This is a genomic window from Streptomyces sp. DSM 106670, assembly GCF_055792845.1.
Genome location: NZ_CM147704.1, coordinates 5,787,065 through 5,812,076, shown reverse-complemented (window position 1 = coordinate 5,812,076; position 25,012 = coordinate 5,787,065). Strand labels below are relative to the sequence as shown.

Annotated in this window: 23 protein-coding genes; 13 read left to right on the top strand and 10 right to left on the bottom strand. The window is 70.9% G+C overall.

The window, feature by feature from the left end:
- The first annotated feature begins 239 nt into the window (after positions 1–239).
- Positions 240–992: a polysaccharide deacetylase family protein gene (locus ACSMXR_RS25915; RefSeq protein ID WP_376185263.1), complete on the top strand. Its 753-nt coding sequence runs from the start codon at positions 240–242 to the stop codon at positions 990–992.
- A gap of 122 nt (positions 993–1,114) precedes the next feature.
- Here the strand turns inward: ACSMXR_RS25915 and lon are convergent, their stop codons facing one another.
- Complete coding sequence (lon, locus tag ACSMXR_RS25910) at positions 1,115–3,532, bottom strand: endopeptidase La (RefSeq protein WP_473170028.1); 2,418 nt, start codon at positions 3,530–3,532, stop codon at positions 1,115–1,117.
- A 262-nt stretch (positions 3,533–3,794) separates the two neighbouring features.
- Between lon and ACSMXR_RS25905 the strand changes: the two genes are divergently transcribed.
- The 5 genes from ACSMXR_RS25905 to ACSMXR_RS25885 all read left to right on the top strand — a co-directional run bounded on the left by ACSMXR_RS25905 (position 3,795) and on the right by ACSMXR_RS25885 (position 10,925).
- Positions 3,795–4,505 (top strand): spermidine synthase family protein, encoded by a 711-nt coding sequence (locus ACSMXR_RS25905; RefSeq protein ID WP_473172447.1) that lies wholly within the window; start codon positions 3,795–3,797, stop codon positions 4,503–4,505.
- A gap of 235 nt (positions 4,506–4,740) precedes the next feature.
- Positions 4,741–5,478 carry a response regulator transcription factor gene (locus ACSMXR_RS25900; protein ID WP_030079431.1) on the top strand — a complete coding sequence of 246 codons (738 nt, stop codon included), beginning with the start codon at positions 4,741–4,743 and terminating at the stop codon, positions 5,476–5,478.
- Positions 5,475–6,551 carry a HAMP domain-containing sensor histidine kinase gene (locus ACSMXR_RS25895; protein ID WP_137233469.1) on the top strand — a complete coding sequence of 359 codons (1,077 nt, stop codon included), beginning with the start codon at positions 5,475–5,477 and terminating at the stop codon, positions 6,549–6,551. The genes ACSMXR_RS25900 and ACSMXR_RS25895 overlap by 4 nt, the downstream gene beginning before the upstream one ends.
- 282 nt (positions 6,552–6,833) lie before the next feature.
- A complete protein-coding gene (locus tag ACSMXR_RS25890; protein WP_218524768.1) occupies positions 6,834–10,649 on the top strand; it encodes a multifunctional oxoglutarate decarboxylase/oxoglutarate dehydrogenase thiamine pyrophosphate-binding subunit/dihydrolipoyllysine-residue succinyltransferase subunit in 3,816 nt (1,271 codons plus the stop codon).
- Between the two features lie 90 nt (positions 10,650–10,739).
- Complete coding sequence (locus tag ACSMXR_RS25885) at positions 10,740–10,925, top strand: DUF6104 family protein (RefSeq protein WP_010061466.1); 186 nt, start codon at positions 10,740–10,742, stop codon at positions 10,923–10,925.
- A gap of 38 nt (positions 10,926–10,963) precedes the next feature.
- Here the strand turns inward: ACSMXR_RS25885 and ACSMXR_RS25880 are convergent, their stop codons facing one another.
- Complete coding sequence (locus ACSMXR_RS25880; protein WP_381909702.1) at positions 10,964–11,785, bottom strand: hypothetical protein; 822 nt, start codon at positions 11,783–11,785, stop codon at positions 10,964–10,966.
- Positions 11,786–11,938: 153 nt separating this feature from the next.
- Here ACSMXR_RS25880 and ACSMXR_RS25875 point away from each other — a divergent pair, with 153 nt between their 5' ends.
- Both ACSMXR_RS25875 and ACSMXR_RS25870 read left to right on the top strand, forming a co-directional pair.
- Positions 11,939–12,796 carry a DUF4097 family beta strand repeat-containing protein gene (locus ACSMXR_RS25875; protein WP_030079439.1) on the top strand — a complete coding sequence of 286 codons (858 nt, stop codon included), beginning with the start codon at positions 11,939–11,941 and terminating at the stop codon, positions 12,794–12,796.
- 1 nt (position 12,797) lies between these two features.
- Positions 12,798–13,859, top strand: coding sequence for a PadR family transcriptional regulator (locus ACSMXR_RS25870; RefSeq protein ID WP_473170027.1), 1,062 nt, complete (start codon positions 12,798–12,800; stop codon positions 13,857–13,859).
- A 58-nt stretch (positions 13,860–13,917) separates the two neighbouring features.
- Here the strand turns inward: ACSMXR_RS25870 and ACSMXR_RS25865 are convergent, their stop codons facing one another.
- From ACSMXR_RS25865 to ACSMXR_RS25840, 6 genes are all read right to left on the bottom strand, one after another.
- Entirely contained in the window at positions 13,918–14,526 is a 609-nt protein-coding gene (locus tag ACSMXR_RS25865) for a Clp protease N-terminal domain-containing protein (protein WP_137233465.1), read from the bottom strand.
- A complete protein-coding gene (locus ACSMXR_RS25860; protein WP_006127526.1) occupies positions 14,526–14,735 on the bottom strand; it encodes a sigma factor-like helix-turn-helix DNA-binding protein in 210 nt (69 codons plus the stop codon). The genes ACSMXR_RS25865 and ACSMXR_RS25860 overlap by 1 nt, the downstream gene beginning before the upstream one ends.
- 31 nt (positions 14,736–14,766) lie before the next feature.
- Complete coding sequence (locus ACSMXR_RS25855; protein ID WP_473170026.1) at positions 14,767–15,306, bottom strand: GNAT family N-acetyltransferase; 540 nt, start codon at positions 15,304–15,306, stop codon at positions 14,767–14,769.
- On the bottom strand, positions 15,284–16,726 hold the full coding sequence (locus ACSMXR_RS25850; protein ID WP_473170025.1) for a glycoside hydrolase family 5 protein: 1,443 nt from the start codon (positions 16,724–16,726) through the stop codon (positions 15,284–15,286). The genes ACSMXR_RS25855 and ACSMXR_RS25850 overlap by 23 nt, the downstream gene beginning before the upstream one ends.
- Positions 16,727–16,792: 66 nt before the next feature.
- Positions 16,793–17,761 (bottom strand): zinc-binding dehydrogenase, encoded by a 969-nt coding sequence (locus ACSMXR_RS25845; RefSeq protein WP_218524773.1) that lies wholly within the window; start codon positions 17,759–17,761, stop codon positions 16,793–16,795.
- A 276-nt stretch (positions 17,762–18,037) separates the two neighbouring features.
- A complete protein-coding gene (locus ACSMXR_RS25840) occupies positions 18,038–19,279 on the bottom strand; it encodes an NAD(P)-dependent malic enzyme (protein WP_137233462.1) in 1,242 nt (413 codons plus the stop codon).
- A gap of 523 nt (positions 19,280–19,802) precedes the next feature.
- Between ACSMXR_RS25840 and ACSMXR_RS25835 the strand changes: the two genes are divergently transcribed.
- From ACSMXR_RS25835 to ACSMXR_RS25825, 3 genes are read left to right on the top strand one after another with little or no spacing between them, the layout of a single operon-like run.
- The gene (locus ACSMXR_RS25835) at positions 19,803–20,765 is read left to right on the top strand and encodes an ABC transporter substrate-binding protein (protein ID WP_098025097.1); all 963 of its coding nucleotides are present in this window, start codon (positions 19,803–19,805) and stop codon (positions 20,763–20,765) included.
- A 28-nt stretch (positions 20,766–20,793) separates the two neighbouring features.
- Complete coding sequence (locus tag ACSMXR_RS25830) at positions 20,794–21,762, top strand: amino acid ABC transporter permease (protein ID WP_137233461.1); 969 nt, start codon at positions 20,794–20,796, stop codon at positions 21,760–21,762.
- The gene (locus ACSMXR_RS25825; protein ID WP_030626119.1) at positions 21,759–22,523 is read left to right on the top strand and encodes an amino acid ABC transporter ATP-binding protein; all 765 of its coding nucleotides are present in this window, start codon (positions 21,759–21,761) and stop codon (positions 22,521–22,523) included. Before ACSMXR_RS25830 ends, ACSMXR_RS25825 begins: the two co-directional genes overlap by 4 nt.
- 81 nt (positions 22,524–22,604) lie before the next feature.
- On the opposite strand, the gene ACSMXR_RS25820 is transcribed toward ACSMXR_RS25825, so the two are convergent.
- On the bottom strand, positions 22,605–23,366 hold the full coding sequence (locus tag ACSMXR_RS25820) for a class I SAM-dependent methyltransferase (RefSeq protein WP_137233460.1): 762 nt from the start codon (positions 23,364–23,366) through the stop codon (positions 22,605–22,607).
- A gap of 88 nt (positions 23,367–23,454) precedes the next feature.
- Between ACSMXR_RS25820 and ACSMXR_RS25815 the strand changes: the two genes are divergently transcribed.
- Positions 23,455–24,075 carry a CGNR zinc finger domain-containing protein gene (locus tag ACSMXR_RS25815; protein WP_030079464.1) on the top strand — a complete coding sequence of 207 codons (621 nt, stop codon included), beginning with the start codon at positions 23,455–23,457 and terminating at the stop codon, positions 24,073–24,075.
- Here ACSMXR_RS25815 and sodX read toward each other — a convergent pair.
- Positions 23,988–24,416 carry a nickel-type superoxide dismutase maturation protease gene (sodX, locus tag ACSMXR_RS25810; protein WP_230543409.1) on the bottom strand — a complete coding sequence of 143 codons (429 nt, stop codon included), beginning with the start codon at positions 24,414–24,416 and terminating at the stop codon, positions 23,988–23,990. The genes ACSMXR_RS25815 and sodX overlap by 88 nt on opposite strands.
- 189 nt (positions 24,417–24,605) lie before the next feature.
- Here sodX and sodN point away from each other — a divergent pair, with 189 nt between their 5' ends.
- Entirely contained in the window at positions 24,606–25,001 is a 396-nt protein-coding gene (gene sodN / locus ACSMXR_RS25805; RefSeq protein WP_015611295.1) for a superoxide dismutase, Ni, read from the top strand.
- Positions 25,002–25,012 lie beyond the last annotated feature (11 nt).

Sequence of the window (25,012 nt, the reverse complement as noted above, 5' to 3'; positions counted from 1 at the left end):
GCCGACGTCGTAGCCCGGACAGTATTCCGCAGAAGGGGACCGGCGGCGCAACGCGGACGGCCGGCCCCGCACCGAGCGCCCGCTCCCCGGCCCCGGCGACCGCACCCCAGGTCACCGGGGCTTTTCGCGGCCCGGGACCCCACTATGCACTCCGCGTATACGCGCTGTGTATAGTCCTCGGCGTACCGCACACCTGTGCGGATTTCCGCACAGAGGAGTGATGCGTCGTGCCCAGAAAGATGCCGTTGCGGGGGATGGGGTTGGCCGCGGCGCTGGTGACCGCGCTCACACTGACGCTGAGCGGCTGCTCGATGGACACGACGGCGCCGGGCTCGGCACGGGGCGAGGCGGCCTCGGACGCCAAGGGCTCGTTCGGTCCGGTGGACTGCCGCAAGGCCAAGTGCATCGCCCTGACCTTCGACGCGGGGCCGGGCAAGGACACGCCGAGGCTGCTGGACATCCTCAAGGAGAAGAAGGTGCACGCCACCTTCTTCCTGCTGGGCAAGCACCACGTCGTCAAGCACCCCGCCGTGGTGCAGCGCATCGAGGACGAGGGCCACGAGGTGGCCAACCACACCTGGACGCACCAGGTCCTGACCGATCAGAAGCCGGATCAGATACGGGCCGAGCTGGAGAAGACGCAGCTGGCCATCGAGAAGATCACCGGCAAGAAGCCCCGGCTGATGCGCCCGCCGCAGGGCCGCACCGACGACACGGTCTCGGAGATCAGCAAGGACCTGGGACTCTCCCAGGTGCTGTGGAGCGCCACCGCCAAGGACTACTCGACCAACGACTCGGCGCTGATCAAGAAGCGGATCCTGGACCAGGCCAGCAAGGACGGCATCATCCTGCTCCACGACATCTACCGGGGTACCGTGCCCGCCGTGCCCGGGATCATCGACGCGCTCCAGAAGGACGGCTACACCTTCGTGACCGTCCCCGAGCTGATGGCCCCCGCCGAGCCGGAGCCGGGCACGATCTACCGCCCCTGAGCCGCGGCCCGACGACCGGCCGGCCCTCACGGCACGCGGAACGGCCCGCCCCCCGTTGACTCGGGAAGCGGGCCGTCCGTACCGGTCGCGCACCTGATGCCGCGCCCGTCACTGCGTGGCGGTCAGGCCGCGGCCGGGATCCTCTCCGCCGGGGCCGAGGCCGGGGCGAGGGCGATCTCCAGCACCTGGCGGACGTCGGTGACCGGGTGGACGTCCAGCTTCTCCAGCACCTCGGCCGGCACGTCGTCCAGGTCGGCCTCGTTGCGCTGGGGGATCACCACCGTGGTGATGCCCGCGCGGTGGGCCGCCAGCAGCTTCTGCTTGAGGCCGCCGATCGGCAGCACCCGTCCGGTCAGCGACACCTCACCGGTCATCGCCACATCCGTACGGACGAGGCGTCCGGAGAGCAGCGAGGCCAGGGCGGTCGTCAGGGTGATACCGGCGCTCGGGCCGTCCTTCGGGACCGCGCCGGCCGGGAAGTGGATGTGCACACCCCGGTCCTTGAGGTCCGCGACCGGCAGCTCCAGCTCCGCGCCGTGCGACCGCAGGAAGCTCAGCGCGATCTGCGCCGACTCCTTCATGACGTCGCCGAGCTGACCGGTCAGGGTCAGTCCGGACGCCCCGGTCTCCGGGTCGGCGAGTGACGCCTCGACGAAGAGGACGTCACCGCCCGCCCCGGTCACCGCGAGCCCGGTGGCCACGCCCGGCACCGCGGTGCGGCGCTCGGCCGGGTCCTGGGCGGACTCGGGCACGTGGTGCGGTCGGCCGATGAGGCCGCGCAGATCCGCGTCGGTCACCGTGAACGGCAGCTCGCGGTCGCCCAGTTCGTGCTGGGCCGCGACCTTGCGGAGCAGCCGGGCGACGGCCCGCTCCAGATTCCGTACGCCCGCCTCGCGGGTGTACTCGCCGGCCAGCTTGCGCAGCGCCGACTCCTCCAGAGCGACCTCGTCCTTCTCCAGACCCGCTCGCTCCAGCTGGCGCGGGAGCAGGTGGTCCCGGGCGATGACGACCTTCTCGTCCTCGGTGTAGCCGTCGAGGCGGACCAGCTCCATGCGGTCGAGCAGGGCCTCCGGGATGGCTTCGAGCACATTGGCCGTGGCCAGGAAGACGACGTCGCTGAGGTCGAGCTCGACCTCCAGGTAGTGGTCGCGGAAGGTGTGGTTCTGCGCCGGGTCGAGGACTTCGAGGAGGGCGGCGGCCGGGTCGCCCCGGAAGTCGGAGCCGACCTTGTCGATCTCGTCGAGCAGGACGACCGGGTTCATCGAACCGGCCTCCTTGATGGCCCGCACGATGCGTCCGGGGAGCGCGCCCACGTACGTACGCCGGTGGCCGCGGATCTCCGCCTCGTCCCGGACACCGCCGAGCGCGACACGGACGAACTTACGGCCCATGGCGTGCGCGACGGACTCGCCGAGCGAGGTCTTGCCGACGCCGGGCGGGCCGACCAGGGCGAGCACGGCGCCGCCACGGCGGCCGCCCACGACACCGAGACCGCGGTCGGCACGGCGCTTGCGCACCGCCAGGTACTCGGTGATGCGTTCCTTCACGTCGGCCAGGCCGGCGTGCTCGGCGTCCAGGACCTCCTGGGCGCCGCGGATGTCGTAGGCGTCCTCGGTCCGCTCGGTCCACGGCAGTTCGAGGACGGTGTCCAGCCAGGTGCGGATCCAGGAGCCCTCGGGCGACTGGTCGCTGGAGCGCTCCAGCTTCTCGACCTCCTTGAGCGCGGCCTCGCGGACGTGCTCGGGCAGGTCGGCGGCCTCGACACGGGCCCGGTAGTCGTCGGACTCGTCCTCCGGGTCGCCGTTGAGCTCGGCGAGTTCCTTGCGTACGGCGTCCAGCTGGCGGCGCAGCAGGAATTCGCGCTGCTGCTTGTCGACGCCGTCCTGGACGTCCTTGGCGATGGACTCGGCCACGTCCTGTTCGGCGAGGTGCTCGCTCAGCCACTGGATGGCGAGCTTCAGCCGGGCGACCGGGTCCACGGTCTCCAGGAGCTGGACCTTCTGGGCGGTGGAGAGGAACGGCGAGTATCCGGAGTTGTCGGCGAGCGCGGAGACGTCGTCGATCTGCTGGACCCGGTCCACGACCTGCCAGGCGCCGCGCTTCTTCAGCCAGCTGGTGGCGAGCGCCTTGTACTCCTTGACGAGCTCGGCGGCGGATCCGGGCAGCGGGTCCGGGGCGGCGACGTCGAGGACGGTGCCCTCGACCCAGAGCGCCCGGCCGGGGCCACTGGTCCCGGCGCCGATGCGGACCCGGTCCCGGGCCCGGATGAGCGCGCCCGGGTCGCCGTCCGACAGGCGTCCGACCTGCTCGACGGTGCCGAGGACGCCGGTCCCCGTGTACGTACCGTCGATCCGCGGGACCAGCAGCACCTCGGGCTTTCCGCCGCCGGGACGGGCGGCGGCCTGCGCGGCCTCGACGGCGGCGCGGACCTCGGTGTCGGACAGGTCGAGCGGCACCACCATGCCGGGCAGGACGACCTCGTCGTCGAGCGGCAGCACGGGCAGGTCGATCGGTGTGAACGCCTGGGACTCGTTAGTCATGATCTCCCCTTCGGCAGGCAAGTTGAGCTATGTGGACTCAATGCTCCTGAGCCGCCGAATGTTCCCCATGGTCTGTTCGCTCTGAGCGATCAGCCGCTCGGGGCTTCCGCCCGTCTACGGGAGCACCGCGGGGCGGACGCTTGTTCCCCGTGCCCGGAGCGGGGAACCCGCTGGCACTCGGCGCGGGCGGCGGGACAGGATGGCGGACACCGACCACCACGACCGGAGACCGGAGAGACCCACGATGTCTGCGACGGCCGCGATGCCCTCGACGCCCGCCCCCGATCCGTTGCCGACGCGCCCGGCCGACTCCCCCGTCGTCCTCGACCGCCGCGAGGGTCCGTTCGGCGAGGTCGTGCTGCGGGAGCGCGGGGAGCACTTCGAGATCATCGCCAACGGCTGCTTCCTGATGGACACCTCCGACGGGCGCTCCGAGCGGCTGCTGATCGACGCCGCGCTCGCCGCGCTGCCCGCCGGGCGGACGGGCCCCTCGGTGCTGATCGGCGGCCTGGGCGTCGGCTTCTCCCTGGTGCGGGCCGCCGAGGAGGAGCGCTGGGGGCGGATCTCGGTCGTGGAGCGGGAGCAGGCGATCGTGGACTGGCACCGGGACGGGCCGCTGGACCGGATCTCCGGGCCGGCGCTGGCGGACCCGCGGACCGAGATCCTGCACACGGATCTCGTGGCCCACCTCCGTACGGCCACGGAGCGTTACGACGCGCTCTGCCTGGACATCGACAACGGGCCCGACTGGACCGTCACGGAGGACAACGGAAGCCTCTACTCCGCCGCCGGTCTGGCGCACTGCCACGACCGGCTGACCCCGGGCGGCGTGCTCGCCGTCTGGTCCGCGCAGCCGTCGCCGGCCTTCGAACAGGCGTTGCGGAATGCCGGGTTCAGCGGGGTTAGGACGGAAGAGGTGGCCGTTGCCCGAGGTGTGCCCGACGTGGTCCATCTCGCACTCCGGGCCGTCTGAACCCCCCTCCCGGTATGCGGGACCCGGTGGTGGCACGGGCCAACCGGCACAAGGGCGACGATCCGGTTGCCCGGTGGGTGTGAACTCGTCCCTCCGGGGCAACACCCTGCGTAGCCGGGAGCCCTCCGCTGCCTTTACGCTGCTGACCGGCACACGGGATCACCCACGAAATCCACGAGCGAAGACCGTGCCTTGCGGGGGAATGGCTCCCGCGAGAACGGGCAGGGGCGGGGCGATGGAACAGACACACACCACCCACAACGGCGTCGCGGCCACCCCGGGGGCTCAGCGCCGGGTGCTGGTGGTCGAGGACGACGCCACGATCGTCGACGCCATTTCCGCCCGGCTGCGGGCGGAGGGCTTCCTGGTGCAGACCGCGCTGGACGGCCCCGCGGCCGTGGACGCGGCCGAGGCCTGGCAGCCCGACCTGATGGTGCTCGACATCATGCTTCCGGGCTTCGACGGCCTGGAGGTCTGCCGCCGGGTGCAGGCGCAGCGTCCGGTGCCGGTGCTGATGCTCACCGCACGCGACGACGAGACCGACATGCTGGTCGGGCTCGGGGTCGGCGCCGACGACTACATGACCAAGCCGTTCTCCATGCGGGAGCTGGCCGCCCGGGTGCACGTGCTGCTGCGCCGGGTGGAGCGGGCCGCGCTGGCCGCCGTGACCCCGCGCAGCGGGATACTGCGTCTGGGTGAGCTGGAGATCGACCACGCGCAGCGCCGGGTCCGGGTGCGCGCGGAGGACGTCCACCTCACGCCGACCGAGTTCGACCTGCTGGTCTGCCTCGCCAACACCCCGCGCGCCGTGCTCTCCCGGGAGCAGCTGCTCGCCGAGGTGTGGGACTGGGCTGACGCCTCGGGCACCCGTACGGTCGACAGCCACATCAAGGCGCTGCGCCGGAAGATCGGCGCGGAGCGGATCCGTACCGTGCACGGTGTGGGCTACGCCCTGGAGACTCCGGCGCCATGACCTGGCCAGGGCCCGGAATGCGGCCCTTCTCCATCAAGGCCAAGCTGGGCACGCTCGTCGTGGTCTCGGTGTTCATCACCACCGGGCTGCTGATCGTCGCCCTGCGGACCCGGACCGAGTTCCAGTTCATCACCGTGTTCTCGGTGATCGCGACGCTGCTGATCACGCAGTTCGTGGCGCACGGTCTGACCGCGCCGCTGGACGAGATGAGAGCGGTGGCCCGGTCCATCTCGCACGGCGACTACACGCGCCGGGTGAGCGGCGCCGGGCGGCGGGACGAGCTGGGCGACCTGGCGCAGACGATCAACCGCATGGCGGACGATCTGGAGGCGGAGGACCGGCACCGGAAAGAGCTGGTCGCCAATGTCAGCCATGAGCTGCGTACGCCCATCGCGGCGCTGCGAGCCGTGCTGGAGAACGTGGTGGACGGGGTGTCCGCCGCCGATCCGGAGACGATGCGCACGGCGCTGAAACAGACGGAGCGGCTGGGCCGGCTGGTCGAGACGCTGCTGGACCTGTCGCGCCTGGACAACGGGGTGGTGGCGCTCAAGGCACGCCGTTTCGAGGTGTGGCCGTATCTCTCGGGCGTACTGAAAGAGGCCAATCTCGCGGCCTCCCAGCGACGCCTGTCGTCGGGCTCGGGCAATCACTCCCGTACGGACGTCCATCTGCACCTGGACGTCTCGCCGCCGGAGCTCACCGCGCACGCGGACGCGGAGCGGCTGCACCAGGTGGTCGCCAACCTCATCGACAACGCCGTCAAGCACAGTCCGCCGCACGGCCGGGTGACGGTGCTCGCGCGGCGCGGGGCGTATCCCGAGTCGCTGGAGCTGGAGGTCATGGACGAGGGGCCCGGCATCCCGGAGGCGGAGCGCCACCGGGTGTTCGAGCGCTTCAACCGGGGTCAGGCGCCGTCCCCGCACGGTCCGGGCAGCGACGGCGGTACGGGACTGGGTCTGGCCATCGCCCGCTGGGCGGTCGATCTGCACGGCGGCCGGATCGGAGTGGCCGAATCCGCAAGGGGCTGCCGCATCCAGGTCACCCTCCCGGGAATCCCCGAGCAGCGCGGTTGACGGCATCGTTGACATAGGGTCGAACCGGAAGGGCACGTTCATCCGTGTCCTGCCAGCTGGGGACCGCACGGGGATTCGGTCGGAAGACCGTACCCACGGTCCTGCGTACCCGGAGTGCAGTGGAACCTCGCTTGTTTCCCGCCATTTCCTGCGCCGAAACCCGCCCTTCGATGTGATGTGCACGACGAAGCACCGGCCCGGTCTGCAAGGAACGGTTCGGGGGGCGTAGCCTTGATTTCCGCTGTCCATCACCTTGTGAAGCGGAAGAGGGCGGTTGCCGCCGTGTCGTCTCAGTCCCCCAGTAACTCGAGCATCTCGACCGACCAAGCCAGCCCGGGCACCAACCCGGCCGCGGCTTTCGGCGCCAATGAATGGCTCGTCGACGAGATCTACCAGCAGTACCTCCAGGATCCCAGTTCGGTCGATCGCGCCTGGTGGGACTTCTTCGCCGACTACAAGCCGGGTGCCACCGGCACGGCGGACAAGCCCGCTCCCGGCGCCGGGGCCTCGGGGGCTCCGGCGACCGAGGCGGCCGCGCCCGCTCCGGCCGCCGCTCCGGCTCCGGTGAAGGCCGCGCCCGCAGCCGCTCCGGCGGCTCCCGCGCAGCCCGCCCCGGCCAAGGCCGCCCCGGCGGCCCCGGCCCCGGCTCCGGCGAAGCCCGCGGCGGCGAAGCCCGCCGCCGCGCCCGCCAAGCCCAAGGCGAAGGCCGACGAGTCCACCGAGGCCCCGGCAGGGCCGGAGTACGTGACGCTGCGCGGCCCCTCGGCCGCCGTCGCGAAGAACATGAACGCCTCGCTGGAGCTGCCGACGGCCACGTCCGTCCGCGCGGTCCCGGTGAAGCTGCTCTTCGACAACCGCATCGTCATCAACAACCACCTCAAGCGCGCCCGCGGCGGGAAGATCTCCTTCACGCACCTCATCGGGTACGCGATGGTGCAGGCCCTCAAGGCCATGCCGTCGATGAACTACTCCTTCGCGGAGAGGGACGGCAAGCCGACCCTGGTCAAGCCGGAGCACATCAACCTCGGTCTGGCCATCGACCTGGTGAAGCCGAACGGCGACCGCCAGCTGGTCGTCGCGGCCATCAAGAAGGCCGAGACGCTCAACTTCTTCGAGTTCTGGCAGGCGTACGAGGACATCGTCCGGCGCGCCCGCATCGGCAAGCTCGGCATGGACGACTTCACCGGCGTCACCGCCTCGCTGACCAACCCCGGCGGCATCGGCACCGTCCACTCGGTGCCCCGCCTGATGCCCGGTCAGGGCCTCATCATGGGCGTCGGCGCGATGGACTACCCGGCGGAGTTCCAGGGCACCTCGCAGGACACCCTCAACAAGCTCGGCATCTCGAAGGTCATGACGCTCACGTCGACCTACGACCACCGGGTCATCCAGGGCGCCGCCTCCGGCGAGTTCCTGCGCGTCCTCTCCCAGCTGCTGCTCGGCGAGAACGAGTTCTACGACGAGATCTTCAAGGCGCTGCGCATCCCCTACGAGCCGGTCCGCTGGCTCAAGGACATCGACGCCTCGCACGACGACGACGTCACCAAGGCCGCGCGGGTCTTCGAGCTGATCCACTCCTACCGGGTCCGCGGCCACGTCATGGCCGACACCGACCCGCTGGAGTACCACCAGCGCAAGCACCCCGACCTGGACATCACCGAGCACGGCCTCACCCTGTGGGACCTGGAGCGGGACTTCGCGGTCGGCGGGTTCGCCGGCAAGACGATGATGAAGCTCCGCGACATCCTCGGTGTGCTCCGTGAGTCGTACTGCCGCACCACCGGCATCGAGTTCATGCACATCCAGGACCCGAAGCAGCGCAAGTGGCTCCAGGACCGGGTCGAGCGCCCGCGCCCGAAGCCCGAGCGCGAGGAGCAGCTGCGGATCCTGCGCCGGCTGAACGCCGCGGAGGCGTTCGAGACCTTCCTGCAGACGAAGTACGTCGGCCAGAAGCGGTTCTCGCTGGAGGGCGGCGAGTCCGTCATCCCGCTGCTCGACGCGGTCATCGACTCCGCCGCCGAGGCCCGCCTCGACGAGGTCGTCATCGGCATGGCCCACCGCGGCCGGCTGAACGTCCTGGCGAACATCGTCGGCAAGTCGTACGCCCAGATCTTCCGCGAGTTCGAGGGCAACCTCGACCCGCGCTCGATGCACGGCTCCGGCGACGTCAAGTACCACCTGGGCGCCGAGGGCACCTTCACCGGTCTGGACGGCGAGCAGATCAAGGTCTCGCTGGCCGCCAACCCCTCGCACCTGGAGGCGGTCGACCCGGTCCTGGAGGGCATCGCCCGCGCCAAGCAGGACATCATCAACAAGGGCGGCACGGACTTCACGGTCCTGCCGGTCGCGCTCCACGGCGACGCGGCCTTCGCGGGCCAGGGCGTCGTCGCCGAGACGCTCAACATGTCGCAGCTGCGCGGCTACCGCACCGGCGGCACCGTGCACGTGGTGATCAACAACCAGGTCGGCTTCACCGCCGCCCCGGAGTCCTCGCGCTCCTCGATGTACGCCACCGACGTGGCGCGCATGATCGAGGCGCCGATCATCCACGTCAACGGCGACGACCCGGAGGCCGTGGTCCGCGTCGCGCGGCTCGCCTTCGAGTTCCGGCAGGCGTTCAACAAGGACGTCGTGATCGACCTCATCTGCTACCGCCGCCGCGGTCACAACGAGGGCGACAACCCGGAGTTCACCAACCCGCAGATGTACACCCTGATCGACAAGAAGCGCTCGGTGCGCAAGCTCTACACCGAGTCGCTGATCGGTCGCGGCGACATCACGCTGGAAGAGGCGGAGCAGGCGCTCCAGGACTTCCAGGGCCAGCTGGAGAAGGTCTTCGCGGAGGTCCGCGAGGCCACCTCGCAGCCCGCCTCCCCGCACGTCCCGGAGCCGCAGGCCGCGTTCCCGGTGGCCGTGGAGACCGCGGTCTCCGCCGAGGTCGTCAAGCGGATCGCCGAGTCGCAGGTCAACATCCCCGAGTCGATCACCGTCCACCCCCGTCTGATGCCGCAGATGCAGCGTCGCGCGGCCTCGGTGGAGAACGGCACGATCGACTGGGGCATGGGCGAGACCCTGGCCATCGGTTCGCTGCTGATGGAGGGCACCCCGGTCCGGCTCGCCGGCCAGGACACCCGCCGCGGCACGTTCGGCCAGCGCCACGCGGTCCTGGTCGACCAGGTCACCGGCGAGGACTACACCCCGCTGCTGTACCTGGCCGACGACCAGGCCCGGTACAACGTCTACGACTCGCTGCTCTCGGAGTACGCGGCGATGGGCTTCGAGTACGGCTACTCGCTGGCCCGTCCGGAGTCGCTGGTCATCTGGGAGGCCCAGTTCGGTGACTTCGTCAACGGCGCGCAGACCGTCGTCGACGAGTTCATCTCCTCGGCCGAGCAGAAGTGGGGCCAGACCTCCGGCGTCACGCTGCTGCTGCCGCACGGCTACGAGGGCCAGGGCCCGGACCACAGCTCCGCCCGCCCGGAGCGCTTCCTCCAGATGTGCGCGCAGGACAACATGACGGTCGCGATGCCGACCCTGCCGTCGAACTACTTCCACCTGCTGCGCTGGCAGGTGCACAACCCGCACCACAAGCCGCTCATCGTCTTCACTCCGAAGTCGATGCTGCGTCTGAAGGCGGCGGCCTCGTCCATCGAGGAGTTCACCACCGGCGGCTTCCGCCCGGTGATCGGCGACGCGTCGGTCAAGGCCGAGGACGTCCGCAAGGTCGTCTTCGTCTCCGGCAAGCTGTACTACGACCTGGACGCCGAGCGGGAGAAGCGCGGCGACACGGAGACGGCGATCATCCGCCTCGAGCGCCTGTACCCGCTGCCGGGTGCGGAGATCCAGGCCGAGATCGCGAAGTACCCGAACGCCGAGAAGTACCTCTGGGCGCAGGAGGAGCCGGCGAACCAGGGTGCGTGGCCGTTCATCGCGCTCAACCTGATCGACCACCTGGACCTGGCGGTCGGCTCGGACGTGCCGCACGGCGAGCGCCTGCGCCGCATCTCGCGGCCGCACGGCTCGTCCCCGGCGGTCGGCTCGGCCAAGCGTCACCAGGCGGAGCAGACGCAGCTGGTCAACGAGGTCTTCGAGGCCTGAGGACCGTAACGCCGAACATCCCGGAGACCCGGTTCCGCGCTTGTCGCGGGGCCGGGTCTCCGGCGTTTCCCCGCTGGATATCCTTTTCCCATGTACTTCACGGACCGTGGCATCGAGGAACTGGAGAAGCGGCGCGGCGAGGAGGAGGTCACCTTCGAGTGGCTCGCCGAGCAGCTGCGGACCTTCGTCGATCTCAACCCCGACTTCGAGGTGCCCGTCGAGCGCCTCGCGACCTGGCTGGCCCGGCTGGACGACGAGGACGACGAGGACGAGTGACCTTCAGGGCCTGATCCGCGGGGTCTGATCCGCCCGGCTCAGGTGCCCGCCCTGGCCCGTTCGTACGCGAGTCCCAGCGCGCCCTGGGCCAGGAGCACCGCGCCGGCCGCCGCCCAGCCGCCGCTGCGACGGCGGGCGCCCCACAGCAGGAGCGGGAGCCCGGCCGCGAGCTGGACGGCGGCGACGGCCCGGGCGCGGGGGCCGCGTACCCACGGGCCGATCCGGCTGCTCTCGACCGCGTCCAGCTCTACGCGTACGGCATCGCGCCAGCCGGCCCACTCGACGCGCTCCACCCCGCGCTGCACCGCCGCGACGCTGCGCAGCCGGTCGGCGCTCTCGCCCGGTGAGAGTCCGGCGGGCAGGGCGAGCCCCGTACCGGTGAGGACGGCGAGCAGTCCGCGCAGCCTGGCTTCCGCGCCCGCCTCCGGGTCGGGGCGGGTGAGTCCTTCCAGCGCCTGCACGTCCAGCACCGGGTCGAGGCCGAGGCGGACCGCGAAGGTGCGCATGGCCTCGTCCTCGCCCACCGGGGTGCCGTCGGTCAGCCAGATGTACCCCACGGGCCTGCGGAATCCGGCGGCGAGCGTGTATCCGGCCCGGTCGGCGTCCCACCACAGGGCGAGCACCGGCCAGGTGGAGCCGACGGCGAGCGCGGTGGCCCAGCCGCCCAGGACCCGGTCCACCGGCTCGGCGTCCTGCTCCGCGCCCCCGTTCCGCCAGGGCTTCCCCTCCGGGACGAGCACGCTCCACTCCTCGCCCGCGCGGGCCAGCAGCATCTGCTCGCGCAGCAGGTGGGCGAGCGGCCGTACGGTCTCGGGGTCGGCCCGGCACAGCAGGAGGGCCCCGGTGGATGTCGCGTTCATGGCTCACACGCTAGGGCAATTTGTCAGAGTTTGACGGTCTTGGTACCGCTCGACGGCCCCTCACCCGGCCTTGACTTCACCGATCCGCGATATATCGTGTTCTGTACGAGACGCGATATGTTGCGTCGCCACGCGTTCCGGGAGGTCACATCCATGCCTGTGTCGACATGGACCATCGCCGAGCCGCGGAAGCTCGCCTTCGACGATCCGGTGGCGGCGCTGCATGTGCGCATCGTCGACGGCACGGTCAACGTGGTCGGGACCGACGAGCCGGACGCCCGGCTGGAGATCTCCGCGGTCGAGGGCCCGCCGCTGATCGTGACCCAGGAGGACGGCCGGCTGACCGTGGCCTACGAGGATCTGCCCTGGCAGGACTTTCTGCGCTGGTTCGACCCCAAGGGCCGCCGCCGCAGCGCCGTCGTCACGCTCGTCGTACCGGCCGCCTCCTCGGTCGAGGTCGGCGTGATCGGCGCCGGGGCCGTCGTCTCCGGGATCAGCGGCCGCACCGAGGTCCGCGGCATCACCGGCGACTCCACGCTCGTCGGGCTGACCGGCGCGGTGCGCGGCGAGTCCGTGTCGGGCAGCCTGGAGGCCCAGAGCGTCACGGGGGATCTGCGCTTCCACTCGGTGTCCGGCGATCTGACGGTGGTCGACGGGGCGGGCACCTCGGTCCGGGCCGAGTCGGTCAGCGGCGACATGGTGCTGGACGTCGACCCGTCCGGGAAGCCCACGGACATCCGGCTGACCACGGTGTCCGGCGAGATCGCGATCCGGCTGCCGCACCCGGCCGACGCCCGGGTCGAGGCGAACACCGCGAGCGGGGCCGTCTCCAACGCCTTCGAGGACCTGCGGGTCGGCGGTCAGTGGGGCGCGAAGAAGATCACCGGCACGCTGGGCGCCGGGACCGGGACCCTGCGGGCGACGACCGTCTCCGGTTCGATCGCCCTGCTGCGCAGGCCGCCCGCCGAGGACGACGCCCACACCGCCGAGCCGACCGGAAAGGTTCTCTGACATGGCTCCCGTTTTCGCCCACGGCCGTCTGCGGCTGTATCTCCTCAAGCTCCTGGACGAGGCCCCGCGCCACGGCTACGAGGTCATCCGGCTGCTGGAGGAGCGCTTCCAGGGCCTGTACGCCCCGTCCGCCGGCACGGTCTACCCCCGGCTGGCCAAGCTGGAGGCCGAGGGCCTGGTCACCCATGCCACCGAGGGCGGCCGCAAGGTCTACTCGATCACCGACGCCGGCCGCGAGGAGCTGGCGGGCCGCAGCGGTGAACTGGCCGATCTGGAGCTGGAGATCCGCGACTCGGTCTCCGAGCTGGCCGCCGAGATACGCGACGACGTCCGGGGCGCGGCGGGCCGGCTCCGCAGCGACATGCGGGCGGCCGCCTCGGAGTCCCGGCACGGTACGGGCACGGGGGCCGAGAGCCGCAAGGGCCGGAGCAAGGGCGACCCGTCCTCCCCCTTCGGCGACTTCGGTGACTTCGGCAATCTGGGCGACCTCGGCGACAGCGAGGCGTGGCGCACGGCGAAGGAGGAGCTGCGCCGGGCCAAGCAGGAGTGGAAGGAGCAGGCCCGCCGGGCGAAGGACGAGTCCCGGCGCGCCCGCGAGGACGCCCAGCAGGCCCGCCGTCAGGCCAAGGAGGCCCAGGAGAAGGCGCGCGAGCAGATGCAGACCGCCGCCCGCCAGGTGCAGGAGCACTTCGCGCGGGGCGACTGGCCCTCCGGTGTACGGGAAGGCCTCGCGGAGATCACCGGCCAGCTCGGCGGCTTCGCACGGTCCGGCGCCTGGCCCCCGTTCGGCAAGCCCGGGCCGGAGACCGCCCCGCCCGTCCAGGACCCGGCTCCCGGGGCGGACTGGGGGCAGGACGCGCCGACGACCGGCGACCCGGTGCGCGATCTGGACCGCCTGCTGGACCGTTTCCGCGACGGCATCCGGGACGCGGCCCGCGATCACGGGGTGACGGAGACCCAGCTCGCGGAGGCCCGCCGCCACCTGGGCGCGGCGACGGCGCGGATCGAGGCGCTGCTGACGGCGGAGGACGAGGGCGAGGGCGAGGGCGGCGGGAAGGCCTGAGAGGCCCGGGGGGGGCCGGGCTGGGGGCTCGACGCCCCCCCGCCCCTCCCCCCCCCTCTCACCCGGCCTTGGCGTGCCCCTGGCCCCCATCGCCCCCGTCGCGTCCGTCGCCCCTGTCCGCGTCGGGGCCGTACAGCGCGCGCTGCACGGCCGCGTGGGTCGCACCGTGCTCGGCGAGGACATCGGCGACGACTCCGGGCTTCGCGGTGAGGGCCAGGAGCAGGTGTTCCTCGCCGATGAACCGGTCGCCGCGGCCGAGGGCCACCCGTAGCGAGTTCTCCAGCGCGGTCTTCGCGCCCGGGGTGAAGGCGCGGTGCCCGGACCACCACCGGCGGCTGCGGCGGTCGGCGTCCAGGGCACCCTCGCCGTGGACCCCCTCGACCTGGGACACGATCGCGCCGACGTCGATCCCGATGCCGGCGAGGGCGTCGGTGTCGGCCCTGGTGAGCCCGCCACGGCGGCGGGCCTCGGCGAAGGAGGCCTCCAGGGAGGCCCGGCGGTCGTGGAGGCCGAGGGCGGTGACGGCGAACGCGGCCCGGCCGCCCTCCTGTTCCAGCAGCGCGAGCAGCAGATGTTCCTCGGTGACCGCGTCGGCCCCGGTGCGCTCGGCCTGGACCACGGCGCCCTTCACGGTCGCGCGGGCCCCTCGGGTGAATCGCTCGAACATCAACGCCTCCCGTACTTCTTGTGCACGGCCTGCCGGCTGACGCCCAGCTCGGCGGCGATCTCCTGCCAGGACCAGCCCTGCACGCGGGCACTTCTGACTTGTACGGCTTCGAGCTGCTCCAGCAGCCGCCGCAGCGCGGCCACCGCCCGCAGCCCGACGCGCGGGTCGCGGTCACCGGCACGTGCGGCCAGATCCGTTGCTTCGGTCATGATGTCAACCTACATTGACACCATCCTCTCGTCAACGAAAGTTGACATCATCGTCGGCCAGGCGTGCGTGCCGCTCGACGTCGTAGCGGACGTCGCCGTACCGCAGCTTGGCCCGGTCGATGCCCTCGGGCGCGAATCCGGACCGGAGCGCGACCCGGCAGGAGGCCGGGTTGTCGGTGCGATGGCCCAGCTCCAGCCGGTACAGCCCGAGCTCGTCGAAGGCCCAGCGCGCCAGCGCCCGCACGCCGGCCGCGGCGACGCCCCGGCCGCGCGCCGACTCGGTGGTCCAGTAGGAGACCCAGCCGGTTTCATGCGTCCGGTTGACGACATTGAGCGCCACACAGCCGAGCGCCTCGCCCTCCTCCTCCACGACGGCCCAGGAGTAGCCGGTGCGCGCCCCCCGTTCGCGCGTACGTTCCGCGATCCAGGCCAGCGCCCCGGACCGGTCGTCCACGGGCCGGTCCGTCTGACGGTCCATGTCCGCCGGGGCGAAGGCGCGAAGCACCGCCGAGGCGTCGTCGGGCAGCCAGGGGCGCAGCAGAAACCCTTCAGGGGTGGTCAGTTCGTCCATACCGGCCAGCTTCCCGCACGGTCACCACCACCTCCGCCCCGGGCCGTGCCAGGACGACCGGCCGTCCACCGCGCGAGGGCGCGCCGAGGACGTGCGCCGGGCCCGTGACGGTGACCCGCCACCCCTTGGGCGAGGGCGGCAGCGACAGCTCCGTCGCCCCGGGACGGGCGGCCGCACGGTAGGCGAGGCGGTAGGCGCGGGTGCCGGGGTCGTACGCCTGGGAGCGGACGGTTCCCGCGACGGCCGGGGCGTACGGGGTGGCCGTCTGCTCCTTGTTCGTACGGAAACGGCCGCGTTCGTCGACCGCGCAGTAGCCGCCGCCGTAGCACCAGACGTACCCCGCCCAGCCGGAGCTGTAGCGGTTCAGGGAGGCGACGGCCTCACGGTAGAAGCGGCCCATGTTCGGGAGGGCGTTGTTCAGCGGCCCCCACTCCCCCACGACCACGGGCATCCCGTACCGGGCCGGGTAGGCGGTGACGGCGGCCTCGTACGCCTCGATCCAGCCCGCGTCCGGGTCGTAGTCGGCGCCCGCCTCCATGGCGGTGTTGTAGAAGTGCGGGGCGTAGACGGTCCGCCGGTCCTGGATGCGCCCGAGACCCGTGGGCACACCCTCGCCGACGATAGGGGTGGGCTCGACGAAGAGCCAGGTGTCCCGGTCCTCGGCCCGAACGGCGCGGGCCAGCCGGTTGTACATCGGCGTGAGGTGCTCGGCCTCGATCCGGCGGGCGGCGGTGGGCAGGTCCTCGCCCGCGCGCAGCTCCCCCATCGGCTCGTTGATCAGGTCGTAGCCGATGACGGCCGGGTGGTCGCGGAAGCGGGCCGCGAGGACCTTCCACATGGCGGCCTGGGCGCGCTGGAGGTCGGGGTCCTCGTAGAGGTGGGTGAAGGCCCGCTGCACGGCCGGTTCGAAGTACTCGGAGAACCAGTCGTCGGGGTTCGGGGTGAACGGCAGCCCGTCGGTCCTGGTGGCCCATTCCGGGATGCCCCGGTGCCCGAACGCGGGCCCGAAGACGTCCTGGTGGGCGTCGATGAGGACATGGACACGGTGCTTGCGGGCCCAGTCCAGGATGCGTTCGACGCGCCGGAGGTAGCGCTCGCTGTACTGGCCGCGCCGGGGCTCCAGATCGTCCCAGAAGACCAGCAGCCGGGCGAAGTTGAAGCCGTTGGCGCGCAGGTCGCGGAAGTGGCGTTCGGTGATGGCGGTGAGGGCGTCCTCGCCGCGGTTGGCCTTGTCCTCGACGTTCCAGCCGCGGAGGGTCAGGGTGCGGCCCCGGTCGTCGGTGAGCGGCGGGATGACGCGTTCGTACGAGGAGGGGGACGAGGAGCCGGGTGAGGGGCGCGCCGCGGCGGCGGGGGCGAGGGCCCCGGCCGCGAGCACGGACGCGACGACAACTGCCGTGAGTGCTCTGCCCATTCGCATGGGCAGAGCACATCAGCAAAGCTGAGCATCCCTCAAGTATCTGTCACCGACGAGTTTCCGGCGGAGCTAGGAGGTCGGCGTGAGCACGATCTTCCCGAACAGGTCGCCCGACTCCAGCCGTTGGAACCCCTCACGGGCCCGGTCCAGCGGCAGCACCTCGTCGATGACCGGGCGCACCCCGGTGGTCGCGCAGAACGCGAGCAGGTCCTCCAGCTCGTCCTTGGACCCCATGGTGGACCCGACGACCTTCAGCTCCAGGAAGAAGATCCGGGTCAGCTCGGCGTGCGCGGGCCGGTCGCCGCTGGTGGCCCCGGAGATGACGAGGGTGCCGCCGGGGCGCAGCGACTTCACGGAGTGGGACCAGGTGGCGGCGCCGACGGTCTCGATGACGGCGTCCACCCGCTGCGGCAGCCGGGCGCCGGGCTCGTACGCCTCCAGCGCGCCGAGTTCGACGGCCCGCTCGCGCTTGGCCTTGTCCCGGCTGGTGGCGAAGACCCGCAGCCCGGCGGCCTTCCCGAGGACGATCGCGGCGGTGGCGACCCCGCCGCCGGCGCCCTGGACGAGCACGGAATCGCCGGGCCGCACCCCGGCGTTGGTGAACAGCATCCGGTACGCGGTGAGCCAGGCGGTCGGCAGACAGGCGGCCTCGGCGAAGCTGAGCTCCTTCGGCTTGGGCAGGACGTTCCAGGTGGGGACGGTGACCTGCTCGGCGAAGGTGCCCTGGTAGCGCTCGGTGAGGATGGAGCGGGGCTCCTTCGGACCGACGCCGTGCCCCGACTGCCCGATGACGGAGTGCAGGACGACCTCGTTGCCGTCCTGGTCGACGCCGGCCGCGTCGCAGCCGAGGATCATCGGCAGCCGGTCCTGCGAGAGGCCCACGCCGCGCAGGGACCAGAGGTCGTGGTGGTTGAGGGAGGCGGCCCGAACGGTGACGGTGGACCACCCGGGACGCGCCTCGGGGGCGGGACGGTCCCCCAGCTCCAGCCCGTCGAGCGGCTGGTCGGGGTCGATGCGGGCTGCGTAGGCGGCGAACATGGCTCGACGATAGGCGGGGCGGGCCGCCCACGAAACCGCCTACGCGTGTGACGCACACCAACATTCAAGCCCCTGCGGCGATTGAGCAGCGGGGGTCTGGGGGCGGAGCCCCCGGGGCGCTGCCCCGGACCCCGCTGCTCAATCGCCGCAGAGGCTGAGGTGGGCGCCCCCCTCCTCAATCGCCGAAGGGGCTTGTACGTGCACGGGCGGGACCCGTACCCGTACAGGCCCCGCCCGATCACGCACCGTTCAAGCGCAGCACAGCGCAGCGCAGCCTCAGCGCCGAGCCACACCCTCCGCCCGAGCCGCCGCGGCAACCGCCGCGGTGACCGCCGGAGCGACCCGCTCGTCGAACGGCGACGGGATCACGTAGTCCGCCGCCAGCTCATCGCCGACCACGTCGGCCAACGCGTTCGCCGCCGCGATCTTCATGCCCTCCGTGATCCGGGAGGCCCGGACCTGGAGCGCACCCGCGAAGATGCCCGGGAAGGCCAGCACGTTGTTGATCTGGTTCGGGAAGTCCGACCGCCCGGTCGCCACGACGGCCGCGTACTTGTGCGCGACCTCCGGGTGGACCTCCGGGTTCGGGTTGGCCATCGCGAAGACGTACGCGCCGGGCGCCATCGAGGCCACCGCCGCCTCCGGGACCGTACCGCCGGAGACGCCGATGAAGACGTCCGCACCGGCGAGCGCCTGCTCCAGCGAACCGGAGATGCCCGCCCGGTTGGTGAGCTCCGCCAGCTCGCGCTTGACCTCGGTGAGGTCGTCGCGGTCGCGGCTGACGATGCCCTTGCGGTCGGCCACCGCGATGTCGCCGATCCCCGCCTCCAGCAGGAACTTGGCGATGGCCACGCCCGCCGCGCCCGCACCGGAGATCACACCGCGCAGATCGCCGAGCGTCCGCCCGGAGAGCTTCGCGGCGTTGCGCAGGGCGGCGAGGGTGACGACGGCGGTGCCGTGCTGGTCGTCGTGGAAGACCGGGATGTCCAGCCGCTCCTGGAGCTTGCGCTCGATCTCGAAGCAGCGGGGCGCCGAGATGTCCTCCAGGTTCACGCCGCCGAAGGACGGGGCGAGCCGGACGACGGTGTCGACGATCTCGTCGGCGTCGGTGGTCGCGAGCGCGATCGGCACCGCGTCGACGCCGCCGAACTGCTTGAAGAGGATGGCCTTGCCCTCCATGACGGGGAGGGACGCCTCGGGCCCGATGTCGCCGAGGCCGAGCACGGCGGTGCCGTCCGTCACGACGGCCACGACCTGGGACTTCCAGGTGTAGTCGTGGACGAGCTCGGGGTTGTCGGCGATGGCGCTGCACACTTTCGCCACACCGGGCGTGTACGCCAGGGAAAGGTCGTCCTTGTCCCGGATCGGGACGGTGGCCTGCACGGCCATCTTCCCGCCCCGGTGGAGGGCGAAGGCCGGATCGAAGGGCTCGTCGGCCCCGGTGTCCGCTGCGCTCGTGCGCTGGATGCCACTGTCGGTGGTGCTGTCGCTGCGAGGATTGACGATCTCCGCTGCCATGGTGTTGACCCCTTAAGTCTTCATCGTTTGAGGGTGGCCACTCCTGGTTGAGGAGGGGTGGGCGGGCACCGCGTACGTGCCCCGCACCGAGCGGTTGGCCCGCCCCGGCAGGGAGAGGTACATACGCGCGGGCGCGCCGCACACGCGCCCTGAGCCCCGGATGAGGGGTGTAAACGTCTTTCTTACCGGACGAACGGTGTTACGGACGAGTCCATATCGACGCGGTGACGTGACTCATAGTCGAATATCTGGACAAGTCGGCAAACCGGTATAAATGCCGTCCACTGGTCGAGACGTGCCGAAGATTCTCCGGCGAGGGGAATGAATCCCCATAGAAGGTCCGGTCCTGGCGTACCGGCCGTTGATGTTCGGGGGTCGCCCGTTATCCGATTTTGACATGGCGGGACCCCTGAATGGGCCAGTCCGAATGGCAGGATGCCGTTCACACGAGGTGGCGACACTCGAAGGTGCGTGCCAAGCCGCCCCACCAGCACCTCACCCTCACCTGCCGGAGGATCCCGACATGACCGCAAGCACCACGCGTCGTACGACCGCCAGGGCCCGGATCGCGGCGGTCGGCGCCATCGCGGTCGCCGGCACGCTGCTCCTCACCGCCTGTGGCGACCAGACCGACAGCGCCTCCCAGGAGAGCGGCAGCGGCAAGGAGACCAAGAGCGGCGCTCCGCTCTTCTCGAAGCTGCCGGAGAAGTACCAGAAGTCCGGTGTGATCAAGGTCGGCACGAATGCCGAATACGCCCCGATGGAGTCCGTCGAGAACGGAAAGATCGTGGGTGTCGACCCCGATCTGGCCGAGGCGCTCGGCAAGCAGCTCGGGGTGAAGTTCGAGTTCACCTCGGGTTCCTTCGACGGTCTCATCACCGCCCTGAACTCCGGCCGCCACGACATCGCGATGTCGTCGATCACGGACAACAAGCAGCGCCAGGAGGGCCTGGACGACTCCGGCAAGAAGCTGGGCGAGGGCGTCGACTTCGTCGACTACTTCCTCGCGGGTACCGCGGTGTACACGAAGAAGGGCAACCCGCAGAACATCAAGTCCATCGAGGACCTGTGCGGCAAGCCGGCGGCGGTGCAGCGCGGCACCACGTACGAGGAGGCCCTCAAGAAGCAGTCGAAGGCCTGTACGGACGGCGGCGAGAAGGCCATCAAGATCGAGTCGTTCGAGAACGACACCGAGGCCCAGACCCGCGTGAAGTCCGGCGGCTCGGTCGCCGGCGTCAACGACTACCCGGTCGCGGTCGACCTGGCCCGCAAGGCCGACGGCGGCAAGGCCTTCGAGGTCGTGGGCGAGCAGGTGGACGCCGGCCCGTTCGGCATCGCCGTCAAGAAGGACAACACGGGGCTGCGCGACGCCCTGAAGGAGGCCGTCGACGCGATCATCGCCGACGGTTCGTACCAGAAGGTGCTCGACAAGTGGGGCGCCGGCACGGGAGCGATCGACAAGGCCGCCATCAACGGCGGCAAGTGACCGGACGCTTCACCGAAGGGCAGTCACCATGACTGACAAGTTCGACAAGACGCCCCCCGGCTCACCGGCCGGCCAGGTGTCCGTCTCCAAGGCCGCCACCACGGCCCCGGAGAACATCAAGGCCATTCCCGTCCGCCATGTCGGCCGTTGGATCAGCGGCGTCGTGGTCATCGGCCTCCTCGTCGCCCTCGTGTACGCCTTCTCGCAGGGCAACATCCAGTGGCAGGCCGTCGGCGACAAGCTGTTCGACAGCACCGTCGTCGCCGGTGCGGGCCGCACCCTGCTGATCAGCGTCCTCGCGATGATCCTCGGCGTGATCCTCGGCGTCGTGCTGGCCGTGATGCGGCTGTCGAAGAACCCGGTCACCAGCTGGGTGGCCTGGCTGTACATCTGGTTCTTCCGCGGCACCCCGGTCTACGTACAGCTGCTGCTCTGGTTCAACCTGGCGCTGATCTTCCCGGTCCTGAACATCCCGTTCATCTACAAGGACGAGATGACGGACGTCATGACCCCGTTCATGTGCGCCCTGCTGGGTCTCGCGCTGAACGAGGCCGCCTACATGGCGGAGATCTGCCGCGCCGGTATCCAGTCGGTCGACGAGGGCCAGACGGAGGCCTCGCACGCGCTGGGCATGACCCAGGCCAAGACCATGCGCCGCGTGGTCCTGCCGCAGGCGCTGCGCGTGATCATCCCGCCGACCGGCAACGAGTTCATCAACATGCTGAAGACCTCCTCGCTGGTCTACGCGGTCACGTACAACGAGCTGCTCCGCTCCACCTCGCAGATCGGCTCCACGTCGTACGCGGTGATGGAGATGCTGTTCGTCGCGTCCATCTGGTACATCGTGATGACCAGCGTGTTCAGCGTCGGCCAGTACTACCTGGAGCGCCGTTACGCCCGCGGCTCGCTGCGTTCGCTGCCGCTCACCCCGTGGCAGCGCGTCAAGGTCAACCTCGCCGCGTTCAGCAACCGGCCCTCCGGAGGTGTCTCCGCATGACCACCCCCATGGTGAAGGCCGAGGGCGTCCACAAGTCCTTCGGCGCCGCCCACATCCTCAAGGGCATCGACCTGGAGGTCGCCCCGCGTGAGGTGTTCTGCCTGATCGGCCCGTCCGGCTCCGGCAAGTCGACCTTCCTCCGGTGCATCAACCACCTGGAGAAGATCAACGCCGGCCGGCTCTCGGTCGACGGCGAGCTGGTCGGCTACCGGCAGAAGGGCGACAAGCTCTACGAGCTGAAGGACAGCGAGGTCGCCCTCCAGCGCCGTGACATCGGCATGGTCTTCCAGCGCTTCAACCTGTTCCCGCACATGACGGCCATCGAGAACGTCATGGAGGCGCCGATCCAGGTCAAGGGCGAGGCCAAGGCGGTCGCCCGGGCCCGCGCCGAGAAACTGCTGGACCGGGTGGGCCTCGCCGACAAGGCGGGCAACTACCCCTCGCAGCTCTCCGGCGGCCAGCAGCAGCGCGTGGCCATCGCCCGCGCGCTGGCGATGGAGCCGAAGCTGATGCTCTTCGACGAGCCGACCTCCGCGCTCGACCCGGAGCTGGTCGGCGACGTCCTGGACGTCATGCGGGGCCTCGCCGAGGACGGCATGACGATGATCGTCGTCACCCACGAGATGGGCTTCGCCCGCGAGGTGGGCGACGCGCTGGTCTTCATGGACGACGGTGTGGTGGTCGAGTCGGGCCACCCGCGCGAGGTGCTGACCAACCCGCAGCACGACCGGACGAAGTCGTTCCTGTCGAAGGTGCTGTAGGACTGCCTGCCGTACGTACGCGGACGAGAGCGCCCCGGACCTCATCGGTCCGGGGCGCTCTCGCGTACGTACACCGACGGTCTACTTCACGGCGAGGACCAGGGTGTCCGAGGGGGACGCCCAGACCGCGCGGGCCTCACCGAAGCCGGAGGCGATGAGCGTACGGGCGTGCCAGTCGGCGGAGGGCATGTCGCCGTCCGCGTGCTCGCCGTAGATCGCGAACCGCTCGGCGGTGGGCGCGGCGAGGACCGGGTCCTTCGCGGCGACGGCCCACCAGGCGGCCCAGTCCAGCGCCCCGGCGGCCTTGGCCCGGTCCATCGCGGCGTGCCGGTGGGCGCGCTCGGCGGCGTTGATCCGGGGCGTGCCGGTGTCGATCATGTGGTCGGCGTTCATGAACACCCCGCCGTCCCGGACGAGCCCGCCGATCTGCCCGTAGAGGACCGCAAGCGGCTCACTGTGCAACCAGTGCAGGGCGGTGGCGGTGAGGACGGCGTCGTACGAGGTGTGGGGCAGCCGCTCGGTCCACCGCGGGTCCTTGAGGTCGGCGGTGACGAAGGAGACCCGGTCGTCGCCGTCGAAGGTGCCGCGGGCGATGGCCAGCAGCGCGGGGTCGAGGTCGACGCCGGTGCTCGTGGCGTTCGGGAACCGCTTGAGGAGCCGGTCCGTAATACTTCCCGTACCGCACGCGAGGTCCAGCACCCGCGGTTCCGGTCCGACGACCGCCTCGACCATGTCCAGCATCACCCGGAACCGCTCCTCGCGGTCGGGCATGTACCACTCCTGCTGCCGGTCCCAGCTCTCCTGCCAGGACTGCCAGTCGGTGCCCGTAGCCGTCTCCGTCACGCCAACCTCCACGTAATACCCATACCTGCAAATCGACCATTACACTGAACGCAACTCCGACTCTAGACCGACACCGTAAGGACTACAAGTGGAACTGGCCTCTTACTCGGACTATGCCGTGCGCCTGGTCAACACCGAGGAGCCGGCCCGCAACAAGGACACGCTCACCTCCGTCGAGGCGGTCCGGGAGCTGTTCGGCGGCAGCCGGCAGGCGGCACGGCGGGCCACGGAGGCGGACGTGACCCGGTTCCGTTCCGTACGGGCACGGCTGCGCGCGGTCTTCGAGGCGGCCGACGACGGCGAGGAGACGCTCGCGGTCGACCTGCTGAACTCGCTGCTGCTGGAGTTCCCGGTGAGCCCGCAGATCTCGGGGCACGAGGTGCGGGACGAGGACGGCCGGCCGGACTGGCACATGCACCTGGCGGACCATCCGTCGAACGCGACCGCCGGTTACGCGGCCATCGCGGCGATGGGCCTGGCCTTCCACCTCACCGGGCACGGCGTGGACCGGCTCGGCCTCTGCGAGGCGGCCCCCTGCCGCAACGCCTACCTGGACACGTCCACCAACCGCTCCAGGCGCTACTGCTCGGACCGCTGTGCGACCCGGGCGAACGTGGCCGCCTACCGGGCCCGCAAGCGCGAGGAGGCCGAGCGCACCGGCCGCAGCGCGGAGACCGCCCAGCCCAGCACCGCCGTCACCGACCGCTGACCCTTCGCCAGGGGCCGGTAGCGGGCCCGCACCCGGGCCAGCACCAACTCCTCCGGCACGGTCCCGTAATCCGTGCTGTCCCCGCCCGCGAAGGTGTTGTCACCCCGCACCCACCAGCCGCCGGGCCGCCGCTCGGTGGCCCGCTTCACCACCAGCAGGTCCTGCTGGAAGGGGTGCCGCAGGATCACCACGTCTCCGGGGCGCACGGGCGCTCCGTACTGCACGAGCAGCAGGTCGCCGTGGTAGAACGTGGGCACCATCGAGGGCCCCGTCACCTCCACGACCTGCAACGGACGCCGCGTCACCCGCCTGCCTCCGGACACCTGTCGCCGCTCCGGCATCTCCGACACCTCCCGCTTCCTCCTCCAGCACATCGTCAGTACATCGCCCCGGGTACGGCTCCGTACATTCGGCCGACGGCCCGATTCCCACCCCGGACTTTTGACCTAAGCCCCTGGGGCAGCCACGGAAAGCGGCGCTCCACGGAGTAATGTCCCACCTGAGAAGACGATCACGAGGAGGACAGCTCCATGCTTTCCCGCCTGTTTGCCCCCAAGGTGAAGGTCAGCGCCCACTGCGACCTGCCCTGCGGCGTGTACGACCCGGCCCAGGCCCGCATCGAGGCCGAGTCGGTCAAGGCCGTCCAGGAGAAGTACCAGGCCAACGAGGACGCGGACTTCCGCACCCGCGCCATCCTGATCAAGGAGCAGCGCGCCGAGCTCGCGAAGCACCACGTGTCGGTGCTCTGGAGCGACTACTTCAAGCCCCCGCACTTCGAGAAGTACCCGGAGCTGCACCAGCTGATCAACGACACCCTGAAGGCGCTCTCCGCGGCCAAGGGCTCGAACGACCCGAAGACGGGCCAGAAGGCCCTGGACCTCATCGCCGAGGTCGACCGGATCTTCTGGGAGACCAAGAAGGCCTGATCTTCGGCTGG